The 22100-nt window shown below is 53.3% G+C and carries 21 protein-coding genes, 1 pseudogene and 1 other annotated feature; of the genes and pseudogenes, 11 read left to right on the plus strand and 11 right to left on the minus strand.

What is annotated here, in order from left to right; genetic code table 11:
- Positions 1-132 precede the first annotated feature (132 nt).
- A complete protein-coding gene (gene sbcB, locus K5I40_RS02115) occupies positions 133-1557 on the plus strand; it encodes an exodeoxyribonuclease I (protein ID WP_039030277.1) in 1425 nt (474 codons plus the stop codon).
- Between the two features lie 85 nt (positions 1558-1642).
- On the opposite strand, the gene K5I40_RS02120 is transcribed toward sbcB, so the two are convergent.
- The 4 genes from K5I40_RS02120 to K5I40_RS02130 form a co-directional block, all read right to left on the minus strand.
- Positions 1643-3001, minus strand: coding sequence for an APC family permease (locus K5I40_RS02120; RefSeq protein ID WP_039030232.1), 1359 nt, complete (start codon positions 2999-3001; stop codon positions 1643-1645).
- Positions 2991-3053, minus strand: a complete 63-nt coding sequence (yoeI, locus tag K5I40_RS24060; RefSeq protein WP_138370007.1) for a membrane protein YoeI — start codon at positions 3051-3053, stop codon at positions 2991-2993. The genes K5I40_RS02120 and yoeI overlap by 11 nt, the downstream gene beginning before the upstream one ends.
- A gap of 218 nt (positions 3054-3271) precedes the next feature.
- Positions 3272-4189: a LysR family transcriptional regulator gene (locus tag K5I40_RS02125; RefSeq protein WP_223073806.1), complete on the minus strand. Its 918-nt coding sequence runs from the start codon at positions 4187-4189 to the stop codon at positions 3272-3274.
- Positions 4190-4229: 40 nt separating this feature from the next.
- On the minus strand, positions 4230-5054 hold the full coding sequence (locus K5I40_RS02130; protein ID WP_138369976.1) for an SDR family oxidoreductase: 825 nt from the start codon (positions 5052-5054) through the stop codon (positions 4230-4232).
- 173 nt (positions 5055-5227) lie between these two features.
- On the opposite strand from K5I40_RS02130, the gene hisL reads away from it, so the two are divergent.
- The 9 genes and pseudogenes from hisL (at position 5228) to hisIE (ending at position 12531) form a co-directional block, all read left to right on the plus strand.
- Positions 5228-5278: a his operon leader peptide gene (gene hisL, locus K5I40_RS02135; RefSeq protein ID WP_001364200.1), complete on the plus strand. Its 51-nt coding sequence runs from the start codon at positions 5228-5230 to the stop codon at positions 5276-5278.
- Positions 5254-5377, plus strand: a sequence feature (His leader region). It overlaps the preceding gene by 25 nt.
- Positions 5378-5422: 45 nt before the next feature.
- Positions 5423-6320, plus strand: a pseudogene (hisG, locus tag K5I40_RS02140) (ATP phosphoribosyltransferase).
- Between the two features lie 94 nt (positions 6321-6414).
- A complete protein-coding gene (gene hisD, locus K5I40_RS02145) occupies positions 6415-7719 on the plus strand; it encodes a histidinol dehydrogenase (RefSeq protein ID WP_138369975.1) in 1305 nt (434 codons plus the stop codon).
- Positions 7716-8777: a histidinol-phosphate transaminase gene (gene hisC / locus K5I40_RS02150; protein WP_223073805.1), complete on the plus strand. Its 1062-nt coding sequence runs from the start codon at positions 7716-7718 to the stop codon at positions 8775-8777. Before hisD ends, hisC begins: the two co-directional genes overlap by 4 nt.
- On the plus strand, positions 8774-9841 hold the full coding sequence (gene hisB, locus K5I40_RS02155) for a bifunctional histidinol-phosphatase/imidazoleglycerol-phosphate dehydratase HisB (RefSeq protein WP_223073804.1): 1068 nt from the start codon (positions 8774-8776) through the stop codon (positions 9839-9841). The genes hisC and hisB overlap by 4 nt, the downstream gene beginning before the upstream one ends.
- Positions 9841-10431 carry an imidazole glycerol phosphate synthase subunit HisH gene (gene hisH / locus K5I40_RS02160; protein ID WP_138369973.1) on the plus strand — a complete coding sequence of 197 codons (591 nt, stop codon included), beginning with the start codon at positions 9841-9843 and terminating at the stop codon, positions 10429-10431. The genes hisB and hisH overlap by 1 nt, the downstream gene beginning before the upstream one ends.
- A complete protein-coding gene (gene hisA / locus K5I40_RS02165) occupies positions 10431-11168 on the plus strand; it encodes a 1-(5-phosphoribosyl)-5-[(5-phosphoribosylamino)methylideneamino]imidazole-4-carboxamide isomerase (RefSeq protein WP_223073803.1) in 738 nt (245 codons plus the stop codon). The genes hisH and hisA overlap by 1 nt, the downstream gene beginning before the upstream one ends.
- Complete coding sequence (gene hisF / locus K5I40_RS02170; protein ID WP_223073802.1) at positions 11150-11926, plus strand: imidazole glycerol phosphate synthase subunit HisF; 777 nt, start codon at positions 11150-11152, stop codon at positions 11924-11926. Before hisA ends, hisF begins: the two co-directional genes overlap by 19 nt.
- The gene (hisIE, locus tag K5I40_RS02175) at positions 11920-12531 is read left to right on the plus strand and encodes a bifunctional phosphoribosyl-AMP cyclohydrolase/phosphoribosyl-ATP diphosphatase HisIE (RefSeq protein WP_223073801.1); all 612 of its coding nucleotides are present in this window, start codon (positions 11920-11922) and stop codon (positions 12529-12531) included. Before hisF ends, hisIE begins: the two co-directional genes overlap by 7 nt.
- 42 nt (positions 12532-12573) lie before the next feature.
- On the opposite strand, the gene wzzB is transcribed toward hisIE, so the two are convergent.
- Positions 12574-13554, minus strand: a complete 981-nt coding sequence (gene wzzB, locus K5I40_RS02180; protein WP_223073800.1) for an LPS O-antigen chain length determinant protein WzzB — start codon at positions 13552-13554, stop codon at positions 12574-12576.
- A 194-nt stretch (positions 13555-13748) separates the two neighbouring features.
- On the opposite strand from wzzB, the gene K5I40_RS02185 reads away from it, so the two are divergent.
- Complete coding sequence (locus K5I40_RS02185) at positions 13749-14753, plus strand: NAD-dependent epimerase (protein ID WP_138369970.1); 1005 nt, start codon at positions 13749-13751, stop codon at positions 14751-14753.
- A 46-nt stretch (positions 14754-14799) separates the two neighbouring features.
- On the opposite strand, the gene ugd is transcribed toward K5I40_RS02185, so the two are convergent.
- The 6 genes from ugd to K5I40_RS02215 form a co-directional block, all read right to left on the minus strand.
- On the minus strand, positions 14800-15966 hold the full coding sequence (gene ugd, locus K5I40_RS02190) for a UDP-glucose 6-dehydrogenase (RefSeq protein ID WP_039030245.1): 1167 nt from the start codon (positions 15964-15966) through the stop codon (positions 14800-14802).
- A 252-nt stretch (positions 15967-16218) separates the two neighbouring features.
- On the minus strand, positions 16219-17625 hold the full coding sequence (gene gndA / locus K5I40_RS02195) for an NADP-dependent phosphogluconate dehydrogenase (protein ID WP_039030246.1): 1407 nt from the start codon (positions 17623-17625) through the stop codon (positions 16219-16221).
- Positions 17626-17792: 167 nt separating this feature from the next.
- Positions 17793-19163, minus strand: coding sequence for a colanic acid biosynthesis phosphomannomutase CpsG (gene cpsG, locus K5I40_RS02200; RefSeq protein WP_223073799.1), 1371 nt, complete (start codon positions 19161-19163; stop codon positions 17793-17795).
- Between the two features lie 10 nt (positions 19164-19173).
- Positions 19174-20601, minus strand: a complete 1428-nt coding sequence (locus K5I40_RS02205) for a mannose-1-phosphate guanylyltransferase/mannose-6-phosphate isomerase (protein ID WP_223073798.1) — start codon at positions 20599-20601, stop codon at positions 19174-19176.
- The gene (locus K5I40_RS02210; RefSeq protein WP_251929501.1) at positions 20601-20987 is read right to left on the minus strand and encodes a hypothetical protein; all 387 of its coding nucleotides are present in this window, start codon (positions 20985-20987) and stop codon (positions 20601-20603) included. The genes K5I40_RS02205 and K5I40_RS02210 overlap by 1 nt, the downstream gene beginning before the upstream one ends.
- A 575-nt stretch (positions 20988-21562) precedes the next feature.
- A complete protein-coding gene (locus K5I40_RS02215; protein WP_251929500.1) occupies positions 21563-22093 on the minus strand; it encodes a DapH/DapD/GlmU-related protein in 531 nt (176 codons plus the stop codon).
- Between the last annotated feature and the right edge of the window lie 7 nt (positions 22094-22100).

Consider the following 22100-nt stretch of genomic DNA (forward strand, 5'->3'; position numbering starts at 1 on the left):
AAATGTGACAGTACGCATAGTTTTCCCGGACGATGCTTCGCAAATTTGCACGGTTTCAGCGCATTTCCTTCGGCGTGCCAGGCCGGATGGTTTACCATAGTGAGGTCACTCATAAACAGGATGGTATTACTGGTGTCTGACTCCGCCGCGCGCCCTACATTTTTATTTCACGATTACGAGACCTTTGGCACCAGCCCGTCGCTGGATCGCCCCGCTCAGTTTGCCGCAATCCGCACCGATGAAGATTTCAACGTTATCGGCGAGCCGGAGGTGTTTTACTGCAAACCGGCCGATGACTATTTACCCCAGCCCGGCGCGGTGATGGTGACCGGCATCACGCCGCAGGAAGCCCGCGAGAAAGGGGTGAATGAGGCAGAGTTCGCCCGTCGTATTCACGACCTGTTCACCGTGCCCAACACCTGCGTGGTGGGCTACAACAACGTGCGCTTCGATGACGAAGTGACCCGCCATATCTTCTACCGTAACTTCTACGATCCCTATGCCTGGAGCTGGCAAAACCGTAATTCTCGCTGGGATCTGCTCGACGTAATGCGCGCCTGCTACGCCCTGCGCCCGGAGGGGATCAACTGGCCTGAGAACGACGACGGGCTGCCCAGCTTCCGCCTGGAGCATCTGACCCGCGCAAATGGCATTGAACACAGCAACGCCCACGACGCCATGGCGGATGTGTATGCCACCATTGCGATGGCGAAGCTGGTGAAGACCCGGCAGCCGAAGCTGTTCGAGTACCTGCTCAGCCATCGCAGCAAGCAAAAATTAACCACCCTGATTGACGTACCGCAGATGAAGCCGCTGATGCATATCTCCGGCATGTTTGGTGCCTGGCGCGGCAATACCAGCTGGGTCGCCCCTCTGGCCTGGCATCCGGAAAACCGCAACGCGGTGATTATGGTGGATCTGGCGGGTGATATCACCCCACTGCTGACCCTCGACAGCGACCAGCTTCGTGAGCGGCTGTACACGCCGAAAGAGGCGCTGGGCGAGGATGCCGCCGTGCCGGTGAAGCTGGTGCACATCAACAAGTGTCCGGTGCTGGCCCCTGCCAACACCCTGCGCCCGGAAGATGCTGAGAGGCTGGGAATCGACAGGCAGCGCTGCCTGGCTAACCTGAAGTTGCTGCGGGATAACCCGCAGGTGCGCGAAAAAGCGGTGGCGATTTTTGCCGAAGCGGAGCCGTTCATCCCCTCAGAGAACGTCGATGCCCAGCTCTATAACGGCTTTTTCAGCGATGCGGACCGCAATGCCATGAACATCGTGTTAAAGACCGATCCCCGCAACCTGCCCGCGCTGGATATCACCTTTGTGGATGAGCGCATCAGGAAGCTGATGTTTAACTACCGCGCCCGTAATTTCCCCGGCACGCTGGATGAGGCCGAGCAGGAGCGCTGGTTACAGCATCGCCGCAACGTCTTTACGCCGGAGTATTTGCAGGCTTACGCGCAAGAGCTGGAGATGCTCTACGGTGAGTATGAAGGCAACGCCGAGAAGCAGGCGCTGTTGAAGGCGCTGTATCAGTATGTGCAGGAAATTGTGTAAGTTCAGGGCATAAAAAAACCGGAGGCGATGTTCTCCGGTTTTTTGCTTTGCCCGGCGGCGCTACGCTTGCCGGGCTCAGGATTTGTTATGCAACGTCTTCGTACTGAGGAACCGGGTTGCGGAAGCTTTTGGTCACGCAGGCCAGGTAAATCAGGCCGATACCACCCCAGATCAGACCCAGAACCATGGAGCTCTCTTCCAGGTTGACCCACAGTGCGCCAACGGTCAGCGCGCCACAGACTGGCAGTACCAGATAGTTGAAGTGGTCTTTCAGCGTTTTGTTGCGCTTCTCACGGATCCAGAACTGAGAGATCACGGAGAGGTTAACAAAGGTAAAGGCAACCAGCGCGCCGAAGTTAATCAGGGCAGTCGCGGTAACCAGGTCGAAGTTGATTGCCAGCAGCGCAATTGCACCGACCAGCAGCACGTTCCATGCCGGGGTACGCCATTTCGGATGAACATAACCGAAGAAGCGAGTCGGGAACACGCCATCGCGACCCATTACATACATCAGACGAGAAACGCCTGCGTGCGCCGCCATACCGGATGCCAGAACGGTAACGCTGGAGAAGATCAGCACGCCCCACTGGAAGGTTTTACCGGCAACATACAGCATGATTTCTGGCTGTGACGCGTCCGGATCTTTGAAGCGAGAGATATCCGGGAAGTACAGCTGCAGGAAGTAAGACGCGCCAATAAAGATCACGCCGCCCAGCAGCGCCGTCAGGAAGATGGCACGCGGGATCACACGCTCTGCGTCTTTGGTCTCTTCAGACAGAGAAGAGATACCGTCGAAGCCCAGGAACGAGAAGCACAGGATTGTCGCACCGGTGATCATCGGCACAACGTGCGCGCCTTCAGACCAGAACGGACGTGAGCTTACCAGCGTACCTGCACCTTCACCGTGGGAAACACCGTAGATGATCAGACCGACAATCACCGCCACGATACCCATCTGCAGGATAACGATCAGGGTGTTGAAGTTAGCAACGGTCTTGATGCTGCGCAGGTTAGAGATGGTCATAAAGGCCACCAGCGCCACAACGAAGATCCACGACGGTACGGAAGGCACCAGCGCTTCGAAGTAAATTTTTGCCAGCAGAATGTTGATCATCGGCATGAACAGGTAGTCCAGCAGGGATGACCAGCCCACCATAAAGCCAACAGCCGGGCTAATGGATTTCTGGGCATAGGTGTACGCAGAGCCTGCGGACGGGAAGCGGCGAACCAGCTTGCCGTAGCTCAGCGCAGTAAAGAGAATCGCGACCAGCGCAAAGGCATACGCCGTTGCAACGTGACCGTCAGTGAGGCCTGATACAATACCGAATGTATCAAACAGCGTCATCGGCTGCATATAGGCAAGGCCCATCATAACAACCGGAATCAACGTAAGCGTTTTACGTAATTCCACGCGAGAGGTTTTTGGAGTTGCGTTATGCGACATAGTTATTCTCCTTTACGGTGAATACCGCCACGTAAGCGAATGATTGCCCCATTTCTTTCTTCCTCAGCGACAACAACTGTCGGATTTTAGTAAATATCTATCCGGTACGAAGCCCGGCCTCTTGGATTTAAATGATTTTCTTACATGCAAAAAAAAATAACCGACGCCTTTTATATCGTCGATTATTTATATGTTTGCAGCGGCGCATTTTGCCCTGGTTTGGGACGAAAAGGCAAGAGTGCATAGGCCCCGTGCAACAAAAAATTCATACTAATCGCTTGATTTATCGGCTTCGCTTTGCCCATAAACCGCAGCAATAGCACTATTTGCTAAAATTTCCTGCCGCCACCATGCACTCGCCAGCCCAGCGGTCTGCTCATTCCAGCCGATCCATACGGAATCATAGCTGGATTGCGTCATCACCTGCTTCTCAATTAACGCCCCGCTCTCAATAAAGCGCTGAGCTAAATAACGGGGCAGATAACCGCAGCCCAGGCCGCTTATTTGCAGTTCCAGTTTGGTTTTAAAATCGAAGACGGTGATGGCTTCCTGATCGTCAAGCAGCTGTGATGAGGCTGTGGAGTTATCGCCCACCACAATGGCGCGGTAGCTTTTAATGACCCGACGGTTAACCGGCTCCGGCTCCTGGGCCAGAGGGTGGTGCGGCGCGATGACAAATACCTGTTCCAGCTGTCCCAGGCAGGCAAAACCAAAATCGCTGATCCGGGGCGGTTCATGTAACGCGCCAACGACGATATCCGCCCGCCCCTGCACCAGCGCTTCCCACGATCCCGCCAGCACGCCGTTGATAAACTTAAGCCGGGTGACGCTGTGATGCTGATAGAAGGCTTCAATTAACGGCGCCAGCAGTGAAAAAGGGAAAGTGTCGTCTACGCCGATAATCAGCTCGTTTTCCCAGCCCTGATGCAGCTTAACGGCCTGTTTTTCCAGCTCACGCACGGAATGCAGCACTTCCCGTCCTTTTTCCAGCAGCATCTGTCCGGTGCGGGTAAACCGCGCCCGATGGCCGGTACGGTCGAGGATCTGAATATTGAGGTCGCTTTCTAGCTTATGGACGGTGTAGCTGAGGGCGGAGGGCGTTTTGAAGAGCTTCGCCGACGCCGCAGCAAAGCTCCCCTCTTTTTCCAGTGCATCAAGGATTATAAGGACATCCAGCAGCGGTTTCATGCTCACCCCCTTGTGGTGCGCCTACGCTCCGCCAGCGGCATTACTCCATTGGCATAACCAGCGGATCGGGAAAGAGATACTCAAATCCCAGTTCATGACAGATGCGGTTCCCATCAATCAATTTGCCCTTCCCCTCTCCGGGAGCATCGTGGAAGTGCGGTGGCTCCAGACCAAGCTGACGGGCCATCACCGGATAGAATGTACTGCGTGTTGGATGAGAGGGCGCACATATATTATAGATGTGCCCGCCCTTTGGAGCCTGCAATAGCAGAGTAATCGCGTTAATTACATCTTCCAGATGGACGAGATTGACGCCATGCTGTCCATCAGGCGCTGATTTTCCGGCAAAAAAACGTCCCGGATGACGGCCCGGACCTACCAGCCCTGCCAGACGTAATATATCCACCTGTGTGCCGGGTAAATTATGCAGCCAGTCCTCCAGCTCTTTTAATACACGCCCGCTGGCCGTTACCGGCTGGCGCGGCATATTCTCTTTGACGGCGCCTTCGACATCGCCATATACCGAGGTTGAGCTGGTGAAAATAATGCGCGGAATATGATGGGCCAGGGCGCTGTCGACAATTTCCTGCACGGCCTGCAGGTAATAGTTCTCCCCCGGACCGGTGCGACGCGCCGGTAAGGTAATGACCAGCGCATCGACATTCATCAGGGCATCCAGGTCATCGGCGTCGCACACCAGTTCCGGCTCCAGGCGCAACTCCACGCTCTCGATGCCGCACATTCGCGCCGCTTCGACGCCATCTGCGGTGGTTTTACTGCCGGTAACATGCCAGCCCCGCGCCTGTAACGACATGGCCAGCGGCATTCCAAGCCATCCCAGACCGACAATTGCGACCTTTTTCATGCGTTTTCTCCTGACTTTTACGCCTCTGCTGTAAGGCTACGCCAGCCACGCGGAACTGACAATTGATAGCGCCAATATGAAATCATTTAATGATAAAAAAAGCCCTTGCTTTATGTAGCGCAAGTGGTTTAGGTTAAACGACATCACATGAATAAGCATTCATCGAGAATTTTATGACACGCGTTCAATTTAAACACCACCATCATCACCATCATCCTGACTAGTCTTTCAGGCGATGTGTGCTGGAAGACATTCAGATCTTCCAGTGGTGCATGAGCGCAAGAAAAAGCCCCCGGAAGATCATCTTCCGGGGGCTTTTTTTTGGACCGTATTCAGGCAAGTTACAACAGGATCATGAGGAACCGACAATGTTAGATAATTCACGTTTACGCATAGCTATGCAGAAATCAGGTCGTCTTAGCGACGATTCCCGCGAACTGCTGGCGCGCTGCGGCATAAAAATCAACCTGCACACCCAGCGCCTGATTGCGCTGGCAGAGAATATGCCGATTGATATTCTGCGCGTGCGTGACGACGACATTCCGGGCCTGGTCATGGACGGCGTGGTGGATCTGGGCATCATCGGCGAAAACGTGCTGGAAGAAGAGCTCCTGACCCGCCGCGCGCAGGGCGAAGACCCGCGTTACTTCACGCTGCGTCGTCTGGACTTTGGTGGCTGCCGCCTGTCGCTGGCCACCCCGGCTGACGAAGCCTGGGACGGCCGGCCGGCTGAACGGTAAGCGTATCGCCACCTCCTACCCTCACCTGCTGAAGCGTTACCTCGATCAAAAAGGCGTGCAGTTTAAATCCTGCCTGCTGAATGGTTCTGTTGAAGTCGCGCCGCGTGCCGGTCTGGCTGACGCGATTTGCGATCTGGTCTCCACCGGCGCAACGCTGGAAGCTAACGGCCTGCGCGAAGTGGAGGTGATTTACCGCTCCAAGGCCTGCCTGATCCAGCGCGACGGCGACATGCCGGAAGCCAAACAGCAGCTGATTGACCGCCTGCTGACCCGTATCCAGGGCGTGATCCAGGCCCGCGAATCCAAGTACATCATGATGCACGCGCCAACCGAACGTCTGGATGAAGTGATTGCCCTGTTGCCGGGCGCCGAACGCCCAACCATTCTGCCGCTGGCAGGGGATCAGCAGCGTGTGGCGATGCATATGGTCAGCAGCGAAACCCTGTTCTGGGAAACCATGGAAAAACTGAAAGCGCTGGGCGCCAGCTCTATCCTGGTGCTGCCGATCGAGAAGATGATGGAGTAATTCCACTTTTGCTGCCCGGTGGCGCTGACGCTTACCGGGCCTACGGGTCTAGTAGGCCGGATAAGCAATGCGCATCCGGTAAAAGGAAAATGATATGAGCTTTAATACCCTCATCGACTGGAACACCTGCGACGCAGAGCAACAACGCGCGCTGCTGATGCGCCCGGCTATTTCCGCCTCGGAGAGCATCACCCGCACCGTGGCGGAGATCCTGGACAATGTAAAAGCCCGCGGCGACGATGCCCTGCGGGAGTACAGCGCGAAATTCGACAAAACCGAGGTTGGCGCGCTGAAGGTGAGCGAGCAGGAGATCGCCCTGGCTGCGGCACGTCTGAGCGATGAATTAAAGCAGGCGATGGCCGTTGCGGTGCAGAACATTGATACCTTCCACACCGCCCAGCAACTGCCCGCCGTCGACGTGGAAACGCTGCCCGGCGTACGCTGCCAGCAGGTGACCCGTCCGGTCGACTCGGTGGGCTTGTATATTCCGGGTGGCTCCGCCCCGCTCTTCTCTACCGTGTTGATGCTGGCGACGCCTGCCCGTATCGCCGGCTGTCGGAAAGTGGTGCTCTGCTCGCCGCCGCCGATTGCCGATGAAATTCTGTATGCCGCTCAGCTGTGCGGCGTGCAGGAGGTCTACAAGGTTGGCGGGGCACAGGCCATCGCGGCGCTGGCGCTGGGTACCGAATCCGTTCCGCGCGTGGATAAAATTTTTGGCCCGGGCAACGCCTTCGTCACCGAAGCCAAGCGCCAGGTCAGCCAGCGGCTGGACGGTGCGGCCATCGACATGCCGGCCGGTCCGTCGGAAGTGCTGGTCATCGCCGACAGCGGTGCAACGCCAGATTTCGTAGCCTCTGACCTGCTCTCCCAGGCCGAACACGGCCCGGATTCACAGGTGATCCTGCTGACGCCGGATGCGGATATGGCAAAACGGGTCGGCGAAGCCGTGGAACGCCAGCTCGCGGATCTGCCCCGGGCAGAAACTGCCCGTCAGGCGCTCTCTGCCAGCCGCCTGATTGTGGCGCGGGATCTTGACCAGTGCATCGCCATTTCTAACCTGTATGGCCCGGAGCACCTGATCATTCAGACCCGCAACGCCCGTGAACTGGTCGACAGCATCACCAGCGCCGGTTCGGTATTCCTCGGCGACTGGTCCCCGGAATCCGCAGGGGATTACGCCTCCGGCACCAACCACGTGCTGCCTACTTACGGTTATACCGCGACCTGCTCCAGCCTGGGACTGGCGGATTTCCAGAAGCGCATGACCGTGCAGGAACTCTCCCGCGAGGGCTTTGCCAGCCTGGCGGCCACCATTGAAACGCTGGCCGCCGCCGAACGTCTCACCGCCCACAAAAATGCCGTGACGCTGCGCGTTGCCGCCCTGAAGGAGCAAGCATGAATATTGAAGAGTTAGCCCGCGAGAACGTTCGCGCCCTGACCCCGTATCAGTCTGCCCGCCGCCTGGGGGGCAATGGCGATGTCTGGCTGAACGCCAATGAATTTCCGACGCCTGTCGCCTTTGAGCTGACCCAGCAGACGCTGAACCGCTACCCGGAGTGCCAGCCGAAAGCGGTGATCGAAAACTACGCCGCCTATGCTGGCGTGCAACCGGAGCAGGTGCTGGTAAGTCGCGGCGCAGATGAGGGTATCGAACTGCTGATCCGTGCCTTCTGCGAGCCGGGCCAGGACGCGGTGCTCTACTGCCCGCCGACCTACGGGATGTACACCGTGAGCGCCGAAACCTTCAACGTTGAGCTGCGCAAGGTGCCCTCTCTTGAAAACTGGCAGCTCGATTTGCAGGGTATCGCCGATAATCTCGACGGCGTGAAGGTGGTGTTTGTCTGCAGCCCGAACAACCCCACCGGCCAGCTGATTAACCCCCAGGACATTCGCGCCCTGCTGGAGATGACCCGCGGCAAAGCCCTGGTGGTCGCCGATGAAGCCTATATTGAGTTCTGCCCGCAGGCGACGCTGGCCGGGTGGCTGGCTGAGTATCCGCACCTGGTGATCCTGCGTACCCTGTCAAAAGCCTTTGCCCTTGCCGGGCTGCGCTGCGGCTTTACGCTGGCGAATAAAGAGGTGATCGATCTGCTGATGAAGGTGATTGCGCCCTATCCGCTCTCGACCCCGGTGGCGGATATCGCTGCTCAGGCCCTTGCGCCAGCGGGAATTACCGCCATGCGCGCTCGGGTGGCGCAGATCGTTGCCGAGCGCGAGTATCTCGTCAGCGCGCTGAAAAACATCGCCTGCGTTGAGCAGGTTTTCGAGTCAGAAACCAACTATATTCTGGCGCGCTTCACCGCCTCGAGTGCAGTATTTAAATCTTTGTGGGATCAGGGCATTATCCTTAGAGACCAGAACAAACAACCCTCTTTGAGTGGCTGCTTACGTATCTCCGTGGGCACCCGGGAAGAGAGCCAGCGCGTTATCGACGCCCTGAATGCGGAGAAAGTATGAGCCAGAAGTACCTCTTTATCGATCGTGACGGCACCATCATTTCAGAACCACCCACGGACTTTCAGGTCGATCGTTTCGACAAGCTGGCGTTTGAAGCCGACGTTATTCCTGTGCTGCTTAAGCTGCAGAAGGCCGGTTTTAAGCTGGTGATGATCACCAATCAGGACGGTCTGGGCACCGACAGCTTCCCCCAGGCCGATTTTGACGGTCCGCACGATCTGATGATGCAGATCCTCTCTTCTCAGGGCGTGGCGTTTGATGAAGTGCTGATCTGCCCGCACTTACCCGCAGACAACTGCGACTGCCGTAAGCCGAAGGTGAAGCTGGTTGAGCAGTACCTCGCCGAAGCGGCGCTGGATAAAGCCAACAGCTACGTGATTGGCGATCGCGCCACCGACATTGAGCTGGCCACCAACATGGGCATCGCGGGCCTGCGCTACAACCGCGATACCCTCAACTGGGCGATGATTGGCGAGCAACTGACCAGACGCGACCGTTTCTCCCACGTTGAGCGCAACACCAAAGAGACGCAGATTGACGTGAAGGTGTGGCTGGATCGGGAAGGCGGGAGCAAGATCCACACCGGCGTCGGCTTCTTCGATCATATGCTGGATCAGATCGCCACCCACGGCGGATTCCGCATGGAGATCGGCGTAAAAGGCGATCTCTACATTGACGATCACCACACCGTGGAAGATACCGGCCTGGCGCTGGGCGAAGCGCTGAAGCTGGCGCTGGGCGACAAGCGCGGGATCAACCGCTTTGGCTTTGTGCTGCCGATGGACGAGTGCCTGGCCCGCTGCGCGATGGATATCTCTGGCCGTCCGCACCTGGAATATAAAGCCGATTTTACCTACCAGCGCGTGGGCGACCTCAGCACCGAGATGGTTGAGCACTTCTTCCGCTCCCTCTCCTATACCATGGGCCTGACGCTGCACCTGAAAACCAAAGGCAAGAACGATCACCACCGCGTGGAGAGCCTGTTTAAGGCCTTTGGCCGCACGCTGCGCCAGGCCATTCGCGTGGAAGGCGATACCCTGCCGTCGTCAAAAGGAGTGCTGTAATGAACGTGGTGATCCTCGATACCGGCTGCGCCAACCTTAACTCCGTAAAATCCGCCATCGCCCGTCACGGCTACGACCCGCTGGTCAGCCGCGATCCGGATGTGGTCCTGCGCGCCAGCAAACTCTTTTTACCGGGCGTCGGTACGGCGCAGGCGGCGATGGATCAGATCCACCAGCGTGAGCTGGTCGAGCTGATTAAAGCCTGTACCCAGCCGGTGCTAGGGATTTGTCTGGGGATGCAGCTGCTGGGCCGTCGCAGTGAAGAGTCTAACGGAGTGGATCTGCTGGGCATTATCGATGAAGACGTGCCAAAGATGACCGATCACGGTTTGCCGCTGCCGCACATGGGCTGGAACCGCGTCTATCCGAAGGCGGGCGATCGCCTGTTCCGCGGGATCGAGGACGGGGCGTACTTCTATTTCGTGCACAGCTATGCGATGCCGGTTAACGCCCACACCATCGCCCAGTGCCACTACGGTGAACCTTTCACCGCCGCAGTGCAGAAAGATAACTTCTACGGCGTGCAGTTCCACCCGGAGCGTTCCGGTGCCGCAGGGGCGCAGCTGCTGAAAAACTTCCTGGAGATGTAATGATTATTCCCGCTTTAGATTTAATTGACGGCACGGTTGTCCGTCTTCACCAGGGCGACTACGGCCAGCAACGCGACTATGGCAACGATCCGCTGCCACGGCTGCAGGACTATGCCGCTCAGGGTGCAGAAGTGCTGCACCTGGTTGACCTGACCGGCGCGAAAGATCCTGCCAGACGCCAGATCCCATTGCTGAAAAAACTGGTCGCGGGCGTGAACGTCCCGGTCCAGGTTGGCGGCGGCGTGCGTACAGAAGAGGACGTGGCGGCGCTGCTCGACGCGGGCGTGGCGCGCGTGGTGGTAGGCTCTACGGCAGTAAAAGATCCGGAGACGGTAAAAGGCTGGTTCAGACGCTTCGGTGCCGACGCGCTGGTGCTGGCGCTGGACGTGCGTATCGATGACCAGGGACAAAAACAGGTTGCGGTCAGCGGCTGGCAGGAGAACTCCGGCGTGACGCTGGAAGCACTGGTGGATCTCTATCTGCCGGAGGGGCTGAAGCATGTCCTCTGCACCGATATATCCCGTGACGGCACGCTGGCGGGCTCTAACGTGTCGCTGTACGAAGAGGTTTGCGCCCATTATCCGCAGGTGGCGTTCCAGTCCTCAGGCGGTATTGGTGATTTAAATGATATCGCGGCCCTGCGTGGTACGGGCGTTCGTGGGGTTATCGTTGGTCGCGCCCTGCTGGAAGAAAAATTTACTGTGACGGAGGCGATTCAATGCTGGCAAAACGGATAATTCCTTGTCTCGACGTGCGTGATGGACAGGTCGTGAAAGGCGTGCAGTTCCGCAACCACGAAATCATCGGTGATATCGTTCCCCTGGCTAAACGCTATGCGGAAGAAGGGGCTGACGAACTGGTCTTCTATGACATCACCGCTTCCAGCGATGGACGCGTGGTGGATAAAAGCTGGGTCGCGCGCGTCGCGGAAGTGATCGACATACCTTTCTGCGTGGCGGGCGGGATTAAATCGGCGGAAGATGCGGCCAAAATTCTCTCCTTCGGCGCGGATAAGATCTCCATTAACTCCCCTGCCCTGGCCGACCCCGAGCTGATCACCCGCCTGGCGGACCGCTTCGGCGTGCAGTGCATTGTGGTCGGGATCGATACCTGGTTTGACGAGACTACCGGCAAGTATCACGTCAATCAGTATACCGGCGACGAGAGCCGCACCCGCGTGACCCAATGGGAGACGCTGGACTGGGTGCAGGAAGTGCAGAAGCGCGGTGCGGGAGAGATCGTGCTGAACATGATGAACCAGGACGGCGTGCGTAACGGCTATGACCTGGCGCAGCTGAAAAAAGTGCGCGAAGTATGCCACGTGCCGCTGATTGCCTCGGGTGGCGCAGGCACAATGGAGCATTTCCTGGAAGCCTTCCGCGATGCCGACGTTGACGGCGCGCTGGCGGCCTCGGTGTTCCACAAGCAAATTATTAATATTGGTGAGTTAAAAACGTTCCTGGTGAATCAGGGCGTGGAGATCAGGGTATGTTAACAGAACAACAACGTGCGCAGCTGGACTGGGAAAAAACCGACGGCCTGATGCCGGTGGTGGTGCAGCACGCGGTGTCCGGTGAAGTGCTGATGCTGGGCTATATGAATCAGGACGCCCTGGCGAAGACCCTCGACAGCGGCAAAGTGACCTTCTTCTCACGCACCAAACAGCGTCTGTGGACCAAAGGCGAGACCTCCGGCCATTTTCTGAATGTGGTGAGCATCACCCCGGACTGCGATAACGATACCCTGCTGGTGCTGGTTAACCCTATCGGGCCAACCTGCCATCTCGGCACCAGCAGCTGCTTTGGCGACGCCAGCCACCAGTGGCTGTTCCTGTATCAGCTGGAGCAACTGCTGGCGGAACGCAAAACCGCTGACCCGCAGAGCTCCTACACTGCGAAGCTCTATGCCAGCGGCACCAAGCGCATCGCGCAGAAGGTTGGTGAAGAGGGCGTGGAGACAGCCCTGGCCGCCACCGTGAACGACCGGGCCGAGCTGACGAATGAAGCCTCTGACCTGATGTATCACCTGCTGGTGCTGCTGCAGGATCAGGAGCTGGATTTAACAACGGTGATTGAGAATCTGCGTCAGCGACACAAATAAAAAAACCGGGGAAACCCGGTTTTTTCAGCTCTTGAACCTGTATCAGGCTCTGGCGTTGTAGTTGCGCAGCGCGTTGCGGCCTAACACCACACCGGAGCCGATGATGCCGCCGAGCAGTACCGCGAGGATCAGCACGATTGAACGTTTCGGGCTGTCACGGCGGATCGGCAGATCTGGCTTCATCACGTAGCGATAGGCATGGATAGAGGTCGGATCGATTTTCAGCTTCTGAATATCCAGCAGCTTCTGTTTATTCTGGTAGTAGCTATCGGACAGCGTCAGAGGACGCGAAGACTCGTGGGCAATCATGGATTGCAACGCTTCGGTACCTAACAGGAACATCGTCTCCTGCGTTACATCCTGGGTCTGCTGAATTTTAGGCGTCGTAATGTTTGCCGCCTCGGCGTACTTCAGCGCTTCGGTAATCTGTCTGATACGCAGGTCTTTCTGCTCCTGAGCAATGGTCTCCTGGTTACCCAGAACGTCCTTCAGGGTCAGAACCTGCTGCTTGATGTTGTCGTTGAGATCAACTTCAAGCTCTTTTTGAATTTGCTCATCTACCTGCTGAATGTATTTCGCCACCTGCTTTTGCGCCGCTTCAGCCGAACCATTTACGTAGCTGATGCTCAACGGCAAAGGCTGGCCTTTCACTGATTGTTCAATGATCAGCTTTTCAGGAATGTCCTGGTTTTCCAGCGTCTGGGACAATGCGGAGAAAGAGGCGTTATAACGGGTAATCACGCTCTCCTGAATATCCGTTAATTTCGGCGCATTAGCACCGTAGAGAATGTTCAGCGCGTTGCTATAACCACCAATCTGGGCTGCATCGGGCTGGGTAATAATTGCGGTAGACGTCCACTTCTCTTTGGCAAAAGCCAGGTACACTCCAGCAAGAATCAGTGCGAGGGCGATAAACGCAGCAACGATCCATTTTCCCCGCCACAGCTGGACAACAAGATCAATCAAATCAATCTGCTCAGGGTCACTGCTTCGCGTGACCACGTTATTGTTGTTGTGAGTCATATAGTCCTTAGAATGCAAATAAGCGCAAAGAATAAAGTTTGAGATATAGTTTATCGATTGTTTTCGGATTATCTATAGGAATCCGATGAGCGATATCGAAAATATGATGTTTGGTAACCCTGCGCATCGCGTTATCATACCCCAAATCCGGTACTTAACGCACCGGACATGATAAGTAACAGATGAGGACAGTTATGAAATTTCTGGTCACTGGCGCAGCGGGCTTTATCGGCGCACATGTCAGCAAGCGGCTCCTGGATGCCGGGCATCAGGTTGTAGGTATCGACAACCTCAATGACTATTACGATGTGAACCTGAAGCAGGCGCGTCTTGATCTTTTGACATCCGCGAACTTTACCTTCCATAAGCTCGATCTGGCTGACCGTGAAGGCATGGCCACGCTCTTCGCCGATGAAAAATTCGATCGCGTCATTCATCTCGCCGCCCAGGCAGGCGTGCGCTACTCCCTGGATAATCCTCACGCTTACGCAGAAGCCAACCTGGTTGGTCATCTGAACGTGCTGGAAGGCTGTCGCCACAATAAGGTGCAGCACCTGCTGTACGCCTCTTCAAGTTCGGTTTACGGCCTGAACCGTAAAATGCCTTTCTCGACCGATGATTCCGTAGACCACCCGGTATCGCTCTACGCCGCGACCAAAAAAGCCAACGAGCTGATGTCGCACACCTACTCCCATCTGTACGGCCTGCCGACCACCGGCCTGCGCTTCTTTACCGTATACGGTCCGTGGGGCCGTCCGGATATGGCGCTGTTTAAATTCACCAAAGCCATGGTTGAAGGCAAGAGCATCGATGTTTATAACTTCGGTAAAATGAAGCGCGACTTCACCTACATCGATGATATCGCCGAGGCAATTGTTCGCCTGCAGGATGTGATCCCACAGGCTGACAGCCAGTGGACGGTGGAGTCAGGTTCCCCGGCCACCAGTTCAGCGCCTTATCGCGTCTATAACATCGGTAACAGCTCACCCGTTGAGCTGATGGACTACATCACGGCGCTGGAAGAGGCCTTAGGCATCGAAGCGGACAAAAATCTGATGCCGATCCAGCCAGGCGACGTCCTGGAGACCAGTGCGGATACGACTGCGCTGTATGAGGTCATCGGCTTTAAGCCGCAGACATCGGTGAAAGACGGCGTGAAGAACTTCGTTGACTGGTATCGCGACTTCTATAAGGTTTAAAAAAAAGCCCGGCATTATCGCCGGGCTTTTTTCTTTTACAGCATAATCAGTCGCTGCCAAACAGATCGCGGGTATAGACCTTATCCGCCACGTCAGACAACTCTTCCGCCATCCGGTTGGAGATAATCACATCCGCTTCTTTTTTGAAGGCATCCAGATCGCGAACCACGCGTGAATGGAAGAATTCATCTTCCTTCATCACCGGTTCATAAATAATAACCTGGACGCCCTTCGCCTTAATACGCTTCATAATCCCCTGAATGGAGGACGCACGGAAGTTATCCGAGCCGCTCTTCATGATCAGACGGTACACACCCACTACTTTCGGCTGACGCGCCAGAATGGAGTCGGAGATAAAGTCTTTACGCGTGCGGTTCGCATCTACAATCGCAGAGATTAAGTTATTCGGTACCGCCTGATAGTTTGCCAGCAGCTGCTTGGTGTCTTTCGGCAGGCAATAGCCACCGTAACCGAAGGATGGGTTGTTATAGTGATTACCGATACGCGGATCGAGGCAGACGCCTTCGATGATCTGACGAGTGTTCAGCCCCAGGCTCTCTGCATAGCTGTCCAGTTCGTTAAAGTAGGCGACACGCATTGCCAGATAGGTGTTAGCAAAGAGTTTGATGGCTTCCGCTTCCGTCGCATCGGTAAACAGCACATCAATGTTCTGTTTGATAGCGCCTTCCTGCAGCAGCGCAGCAAAGCGTTCCGCACGCTCTGAGCGCTCACCAATGACGATACGGGATGGGTGCAGGTTATCGTACAATGCCCTGCCCTCACGCAAAAATTCTGGTGAGAAAATGACATTATCGATACCCAGCTCTTCTTTGATCGACTGAGTGAAGCCAACAGGAATGGTTGATTTGATGATCATCACGGCATTTGGGTTAATCGCCGTTACGTCTTTGATCACCGCTTCTACACTGGAAGTATTGAAGTAGTTGGTTTTAGGATCGTAATCAGTTGGCGTCGCAATGATGACAAAATCCGCACCACTGTAGGCATCAACTTTGTCCGTCGTGGCGCGGAAGTTCAGTGGCTTGTTGCTCAGGTAATCCTGGATCTCTTTATCTACAATTGGGGAGATCTTCTGGTTAAGCATATCAACCTTGGCCTGCACGATATCCAGTGCGACCACTTCGTGGTGCTGTGCAATCAGGATCCCGTTGGAGAGACCCACATAACCTGTTCCGGAGATTGTTATTTTCATTGAGTTAACTTCTTTAGATTGAGTGTCCGGGAGCGACGACCGCCCCACCGCAATAAGCAACTTTTGGGGTTTTTACCTCGTATGCTGAGTTGATGTCAAGGCGAATGGCTGGCTGCAGAAAGGCGTGATTACAGTGATTTATGCTGCAGTATAACCTGTCGGATGAATCAGGCGAGGTAATGCAGGGGATTACGCATAAAAAAAGCCCGGTGATGTTCACCGGGCTTCGCTACATGACTGAGTTAAATCAGATTAATCCAGCCACTCAGTGTGGAACACACCTTCTTTATCAGTACGCTTATAGGTGTGCGCGCCGAAGTAGTCACGCTGCGCCTGGATCAGATTGGCAGGCAGTACGGCCGCACGGTAGCTGTCGTAATAAGCAACGGCTGCGGAGAAGGTTGGAACCGGAATACCGTTCTGTACCGCATACGCCACGACGTCACGCAGCGCCTGCTGGTAATCGTCAGCGATTTGCTTGAAGTACGGAGCCAGCAGCAGGTTAGCGATGTCCGCATTTTCAGCGTAAGCATCGGTGATTTTCTGCAGGAACTGAGCACGGATGATGCAACCGGCACGGAAGATCTTCGCGATCTCGCCGTAGTTCAGGTCCCAGTTGTTCTCGTCAGACGCAGCGCGCAGCTGTGAGAAGCCCTGAGCGTAAGAGACGATTTTGCCCAGATACAGCGCACGGCGCACTTTCTCGATGAATTCAGCTTTATCACCTGCCACTTTCGGCTGCGGTCCGGTCAGCACTTTAGAAGCCGCCACACGCTGCTCTTTCAGGGAAGAGATATAACGCGCGAAGACGGATTCAGTGATCAGTGACAGTGGCTCGCCCAGATCCAGGGAGCTCTGGCTGGTCCATTTACCGGTACCTTTGTTTGCCGCTTCATCAAGGATCACATCGACCAGATATTTACCGTCTTCATCTTTCTTGGTGAAGATGTCTTTGGTGATGTCGATCAGGTAGCTGCTCAACTCGCCGTTGTTCCAGTCGGTGAAGGTCTGCGCCAGCTCTTCGTTAGTGAGGTTCAGGCCGCCTTTCAGCAGAGAATAGGCCTCTGCGATCAGCTGCATATCACCGTATTCGATACCGTTATGAACCATCTTCACATAGTGACCCGCACCGTCCGGACCGATATAGGTCACGCACGGCTCACCGTCTTCAGCAACGGCAGCAATCTTAGTCAGGATAGGCGCAACCAGCTCATAAGCGTCTTTCTGACCGCCAGGCATGATGGATGGACCTTTCAGTGCGCCCTCTTCACCGCCGGAAACACCTGTACCGATGAAATTGAAGCCTTCAGCAGAAAGCTCGCGGTTACGACGGATGGTGTCGTGGAAGAAGGTGTTGCCGCCATCAATGATGATGTCGCCTTTTTCCAGGTACGGCTTCAGAGAGTCGATGGCAGCATCGGTGCCGGCGCCTGCTTTCACCATTAACAGGATACGACGAGGCGTTTCCAGGGATTCAACAAACTCCTGAACCGTATAGAAAGGAACGAGTTTTTTGCCTGGATTCTCGGCAATCACTTCTTCAGTTTTATCACGGGAGCGGTTGAAAACGGAGACGGTATAACCACGGCTTTCGATGTTCAGCGCCAGGTTGCGCCCCATCACTGCCATACCGACAACGCCGATCTGTTGTTTGGACATTACATACTCCTGTCAGGTGTGGTCACCACGGCTTATGCGCGGCTTGAAATGTGGTTGAGATGTTAACTCAGTATTAGGTGACATGAATAGCTTTTGCTGATCTATGTCACACTGATTGCATAATCCGGGTACAGTCAAGCCGCCAGAAAATCACTAGCGGCATACTCTCACTTTCTCAGCAAAGCCAGAATTTCTTGCGTCTTCTCTTCCATCAGAGCAGTATCAGCGCGGGATTCCACGTTCAGGCGTACCACAGGCTCGGTATTGGACGAGCGCAGGTTAAACCGCCACTGCGGGAACGCCATGCTAATGCCGTCGGTACGGTCAATTTCCAGCGCGTGAATTGCAAAGTGCTGCTCAACGCGGGCAATAGCCTCGGCTGGTTGCGCCAGCTTGCTATTGATCTCCCCGCTCGCCGGGAACGCCGCCATACGGTCACGTACCAGCTCGCCCAGGTTTTTCCTCTTCAGGCATAGCAGTTCGGTCACTAGCAGCCACGGGATCATCCCGCTGTCACAGTAGGCAAAATCGCGGAAATAGTGGTGGGCGCTCATCTCTCCGCCGTAAATGGCGTCTTCTTCGCGCATGCGCTCTTTGATGAAGGCATGTCCGGTCTTGGACATCACCGGCGTGCCGCCTGCTGCCGACACCACGTCGACGGTGTTCCAGGAAAGACGCGGATCATGAATGATCTTCGCGCCCGGGTTTTTCTCGAGGAACGCTTCAGCCAGCAGGCCGACAATGTAGTAGCCCTCGATGAATTGCCCTTTTTCGTCGAACAGGAAGCAGCGGTCGAAATCGCCGTCAAAGGCGATGCCCATATCCGCGCCATGCTCAATCACCGCGTTGCGGGTATCGTCGCGGCACTCAGGCAGCAGCGGGTTAGGAATACCGTTCGGGAAGGTACCGTCCGGGGTGTTGTGCACCTTGACGAAGATTACCGGCACGTTCAATGCTTTAAAGCGTGCTTCGAGTGCGTCCACCACCGGGCCAGCCGCGCCGTTACCGGAGTTAATCACCAGCTTCAGCGGCTTCAGGTTTGCAACGTTGATGTAGCCCAGCAGGTGGTCGATATAATCTTTCTGTAGGTTGATTTTTTTGTAGCTACCGCGCTTCGCCTCATTCACCGGCGGGAAATCGTTAACTTCCGCCAGACGCTGCACGTCGCGCAGGCCGGTATCACCGCTGATAGGACGCGCGCCCTTACGTACCAGCTTCATCCCGTTGTAGTCCATCGGGTTGTGGCTGGCGGTGACTTCGATACCGCCGTCAACGTCGAGGTGGAAGGTGGCAAAGTAAATCTCTTCAGTACCGGAAAGGCCGATATCCAGCACGTCCACGCCCGCGTCCTGCAGCCCTTTCGCCAGGGCCAGCTTCAGAGATTCACTGGTCAGGCGTACGTCGCCGCCCAGCACAATGGTCTGTGGTTTTAAATATTCGCCGTACGCGCGGCCAATGCGCCACGCGATGTCTTCGTTCAGCTCTTCACCCAGCTTGCCGCGAATGTCGTAGGCTTTAAAACAAAATAATGTCTTCATAGTGTGCAAATTAAACTCGACCATATCGATCAGCTATGCGAACGATGTCATCGTCCCCAAGATAAGGACCAGAACGAACCTCAATAATTTCTAGTGGGATTTTACCTGGATTTTCAAGGCAATGTTGCGCTCCTGCGGGAATGTACACAGACTCATTTTCACCAAGTAAGAACTGTTTATCCTGCAGCGTTACTTTCGCAGTACCAGCAACGACAACCCAATGCTCTGATCGATGAATATGTGTTTGAAGAGAGATACCTTCGCCTGGATTTACTTCAATCCTTTTAACTTCATACCGTTTACCAGTATCAATAGTGTCACATCTCCCCCATGGTCGATAAACTTCACGATGAATTTTGTATTCACTACGACCGGCCGTTTTCAGCTCTTCAACGATTTTTTTAACGTCCTGGACGGCATCGTGTTTGGTTACTAAGATGGCATCTTTAGTTTGAACAACAATTAAATCGTCGACACCAAGCATAGTCACAAGTCCTGATTGTGCATGGACATAATTGCTTGAACTATTATGAATTATAACATCACCAATTAAGACATTTCCGCGTTCATCTTTATCGCTAATGTCCCATAATGAAGACCATGATCCCACATCACTCCAACCCGCACTCATCGGTACAACAACGGCATTGGCTGTATGTTCCATCACGGCGTAGTCAATAGAAAGATCAGGGCAATGAGAAAAGATATCATGATCAATGCGGATAAAGCACAGATCCTTGTCAGGCGACTGTATCGCTTTACTACAAGAATCATAAATATCAGGGCAGAATTTGTGCAACTCAGAAAGATACTTCCGAGCACCAAACATAAACATTCCACTATTCCAATAATATCCGCCGTCAGATAAAAAACTTTCTGCTACTGCTTGTTCTGGTTTTTCAACGAAGGCATTAACTTTGAAGGCGCCAGAAACTCCTCCGCTGCTTATATCAACACCCGCCTGTATATAACCAAAACCTGTTTCTGGCGTGGAAGGCTCAATGCCGAAAGTAACTAAATTGCCATCTATAGCATAGGATGTAGACGTCTTAATGGCGTTAATGAATGCAGCGTTATCTTTAATTATATGGTCTGCCGCCAAAATTAATAAAAGCACATCTTCATTATCAGCAAGATCTTTTAAACACTGAATTGCTGCTAATGCAACTGCAGGAGCAGTATTGCGACCAACGGGTTCAAGTATGATTTCTTTAAGAGCATTTATTTGCCTAAGCTGTTCAGCAACAATAAATCGATGCTCTTCATTACAAATAACAACCGGAGATTCAACCTCAAGCTTACTTAGTCGTGAAATTGTTTGCTGAAGCATAGTTTGCTCACCTTCAAGCGTTAAAAATTGCTTAGGATAAGTCAAACGTGAAAGTGGCCACAGTCGGGAACCGCTACCGCCAGCCATGACTACAGGAATAATCTTCATTAATTATCTCTCAAGAAATCTTTAACCCAATAACTAACAGAATATTTATTATATAACTCTGCCGTTAATGCTTTATAATTTTTTTGCAGGAAGCTCTCAATTTGCTTAGTTGTAACTGACTCATCAATTACAAGTATATTGTCTTCATTATAAAAATCATAATGCAAGATATTTTTATTTGTTGTAATTAGTTTACGTTTCGCCCCCAATGTTTCTATAGTGCGCATGGTCAACCCCTGTTGCAAAGGATGAGATATATCTAAGATACATCTTGAATTGGCAACTACCGATACAACATCATTTTTACTTAGAGAGCTAAATGAAACATCTTCAAGCGAAACTCTTTTAATTTCACGAGTAATATATTTCTTAAATAAGAAAACCATATAACTCGGGCAATAAAAAAACACATAACAACTAAACCCACTACATATTTTTTTACTTGTTCGTATCTTAATGAGTGGACAGTTCCAATAAATGATATGTCGTACTGTGGGCGTGCACTCAATTCATCAATCTTATAAGCATTTGAATAGAAAAGCGGCTTAAATTTAATATTATATAATTCCGCATCATCTGAATCAAAAGTGTAAAACGCATCGGAAAAGGGTATTAAATTAAGTGCCTGGGGCTTATTCTTAAAAGAATCCCACATATAAACAACTATATAACTGCATTTTTCTCTAAACTTTCTAAGCATTTCAGGCGTAATACATTCCGGGCTAATTATGATCAGAAAATCCACTGGCTCGATCAATTTATTCAAAATCTTCAAATAGTAACTTTCGATCTTTTTATTCAAAATACTATTATAACCAAGCCTGATAAGAGCACGAATAAATATATTCGTGGAAGGACGTTCATCATGCAACTCAACATCATAGCCTTGGCTCTCAATTGCCTTTTTTATTTCAACATCATATGAAAAAATTTTGGACAGAAAACTAGAGCTTTTTTAAACTTAAACACGAACCCACTCTCCAGACTCTTTATTATATATTTTGATTATTTTTGCAGGAACCCCAGCAATTACACAATAATCAGGGAAGGTTCCTCGCACTACAGAATTCGCACCAACAATGCATTGTTCACCAAGAATTGTACCAGCCTGAATTGCAACACCCATTCCAATGAAACAATTTTTGCCAATGATAGTTTCTCTATATTTGTGACTCTGCCGTGGAATTGGCACACCTATTTCTTCATAATTATGGTCAATAGAAGTTATATATACATTAGCAGTAATTAGTGTTCCCTGCTTGATAACTAATTTAGTCCCGGAGGTAATATGAACATTTTGGGCTAATGAAACATCATCTTCTATAATTATTTCACCATCACCATGAGTTTCTAACCGGCAGCCAGGAAAAATACGTACATGCTTTCCAATGGAAACGCGATTCAGACCTTTAAAAAAAACCGGAAATGCAATAAACGTAGGGAATTTAATTTTTTTAAGAAGAGAGATAAAAATAATGCTGAAAATAACCATTTGATTT

Origin of the sequence: Leclercia sp. LTM14 (assembly GCF_023736175.1) — a bacterium.
GTDB classification, from domain to species: domain Bacteria; phylum Pseudomonadota; class Gammaproteobacteria; order Enterobacterales; family Enterobacteriaceae; genus Enterobacter; species Enterobacter barmai.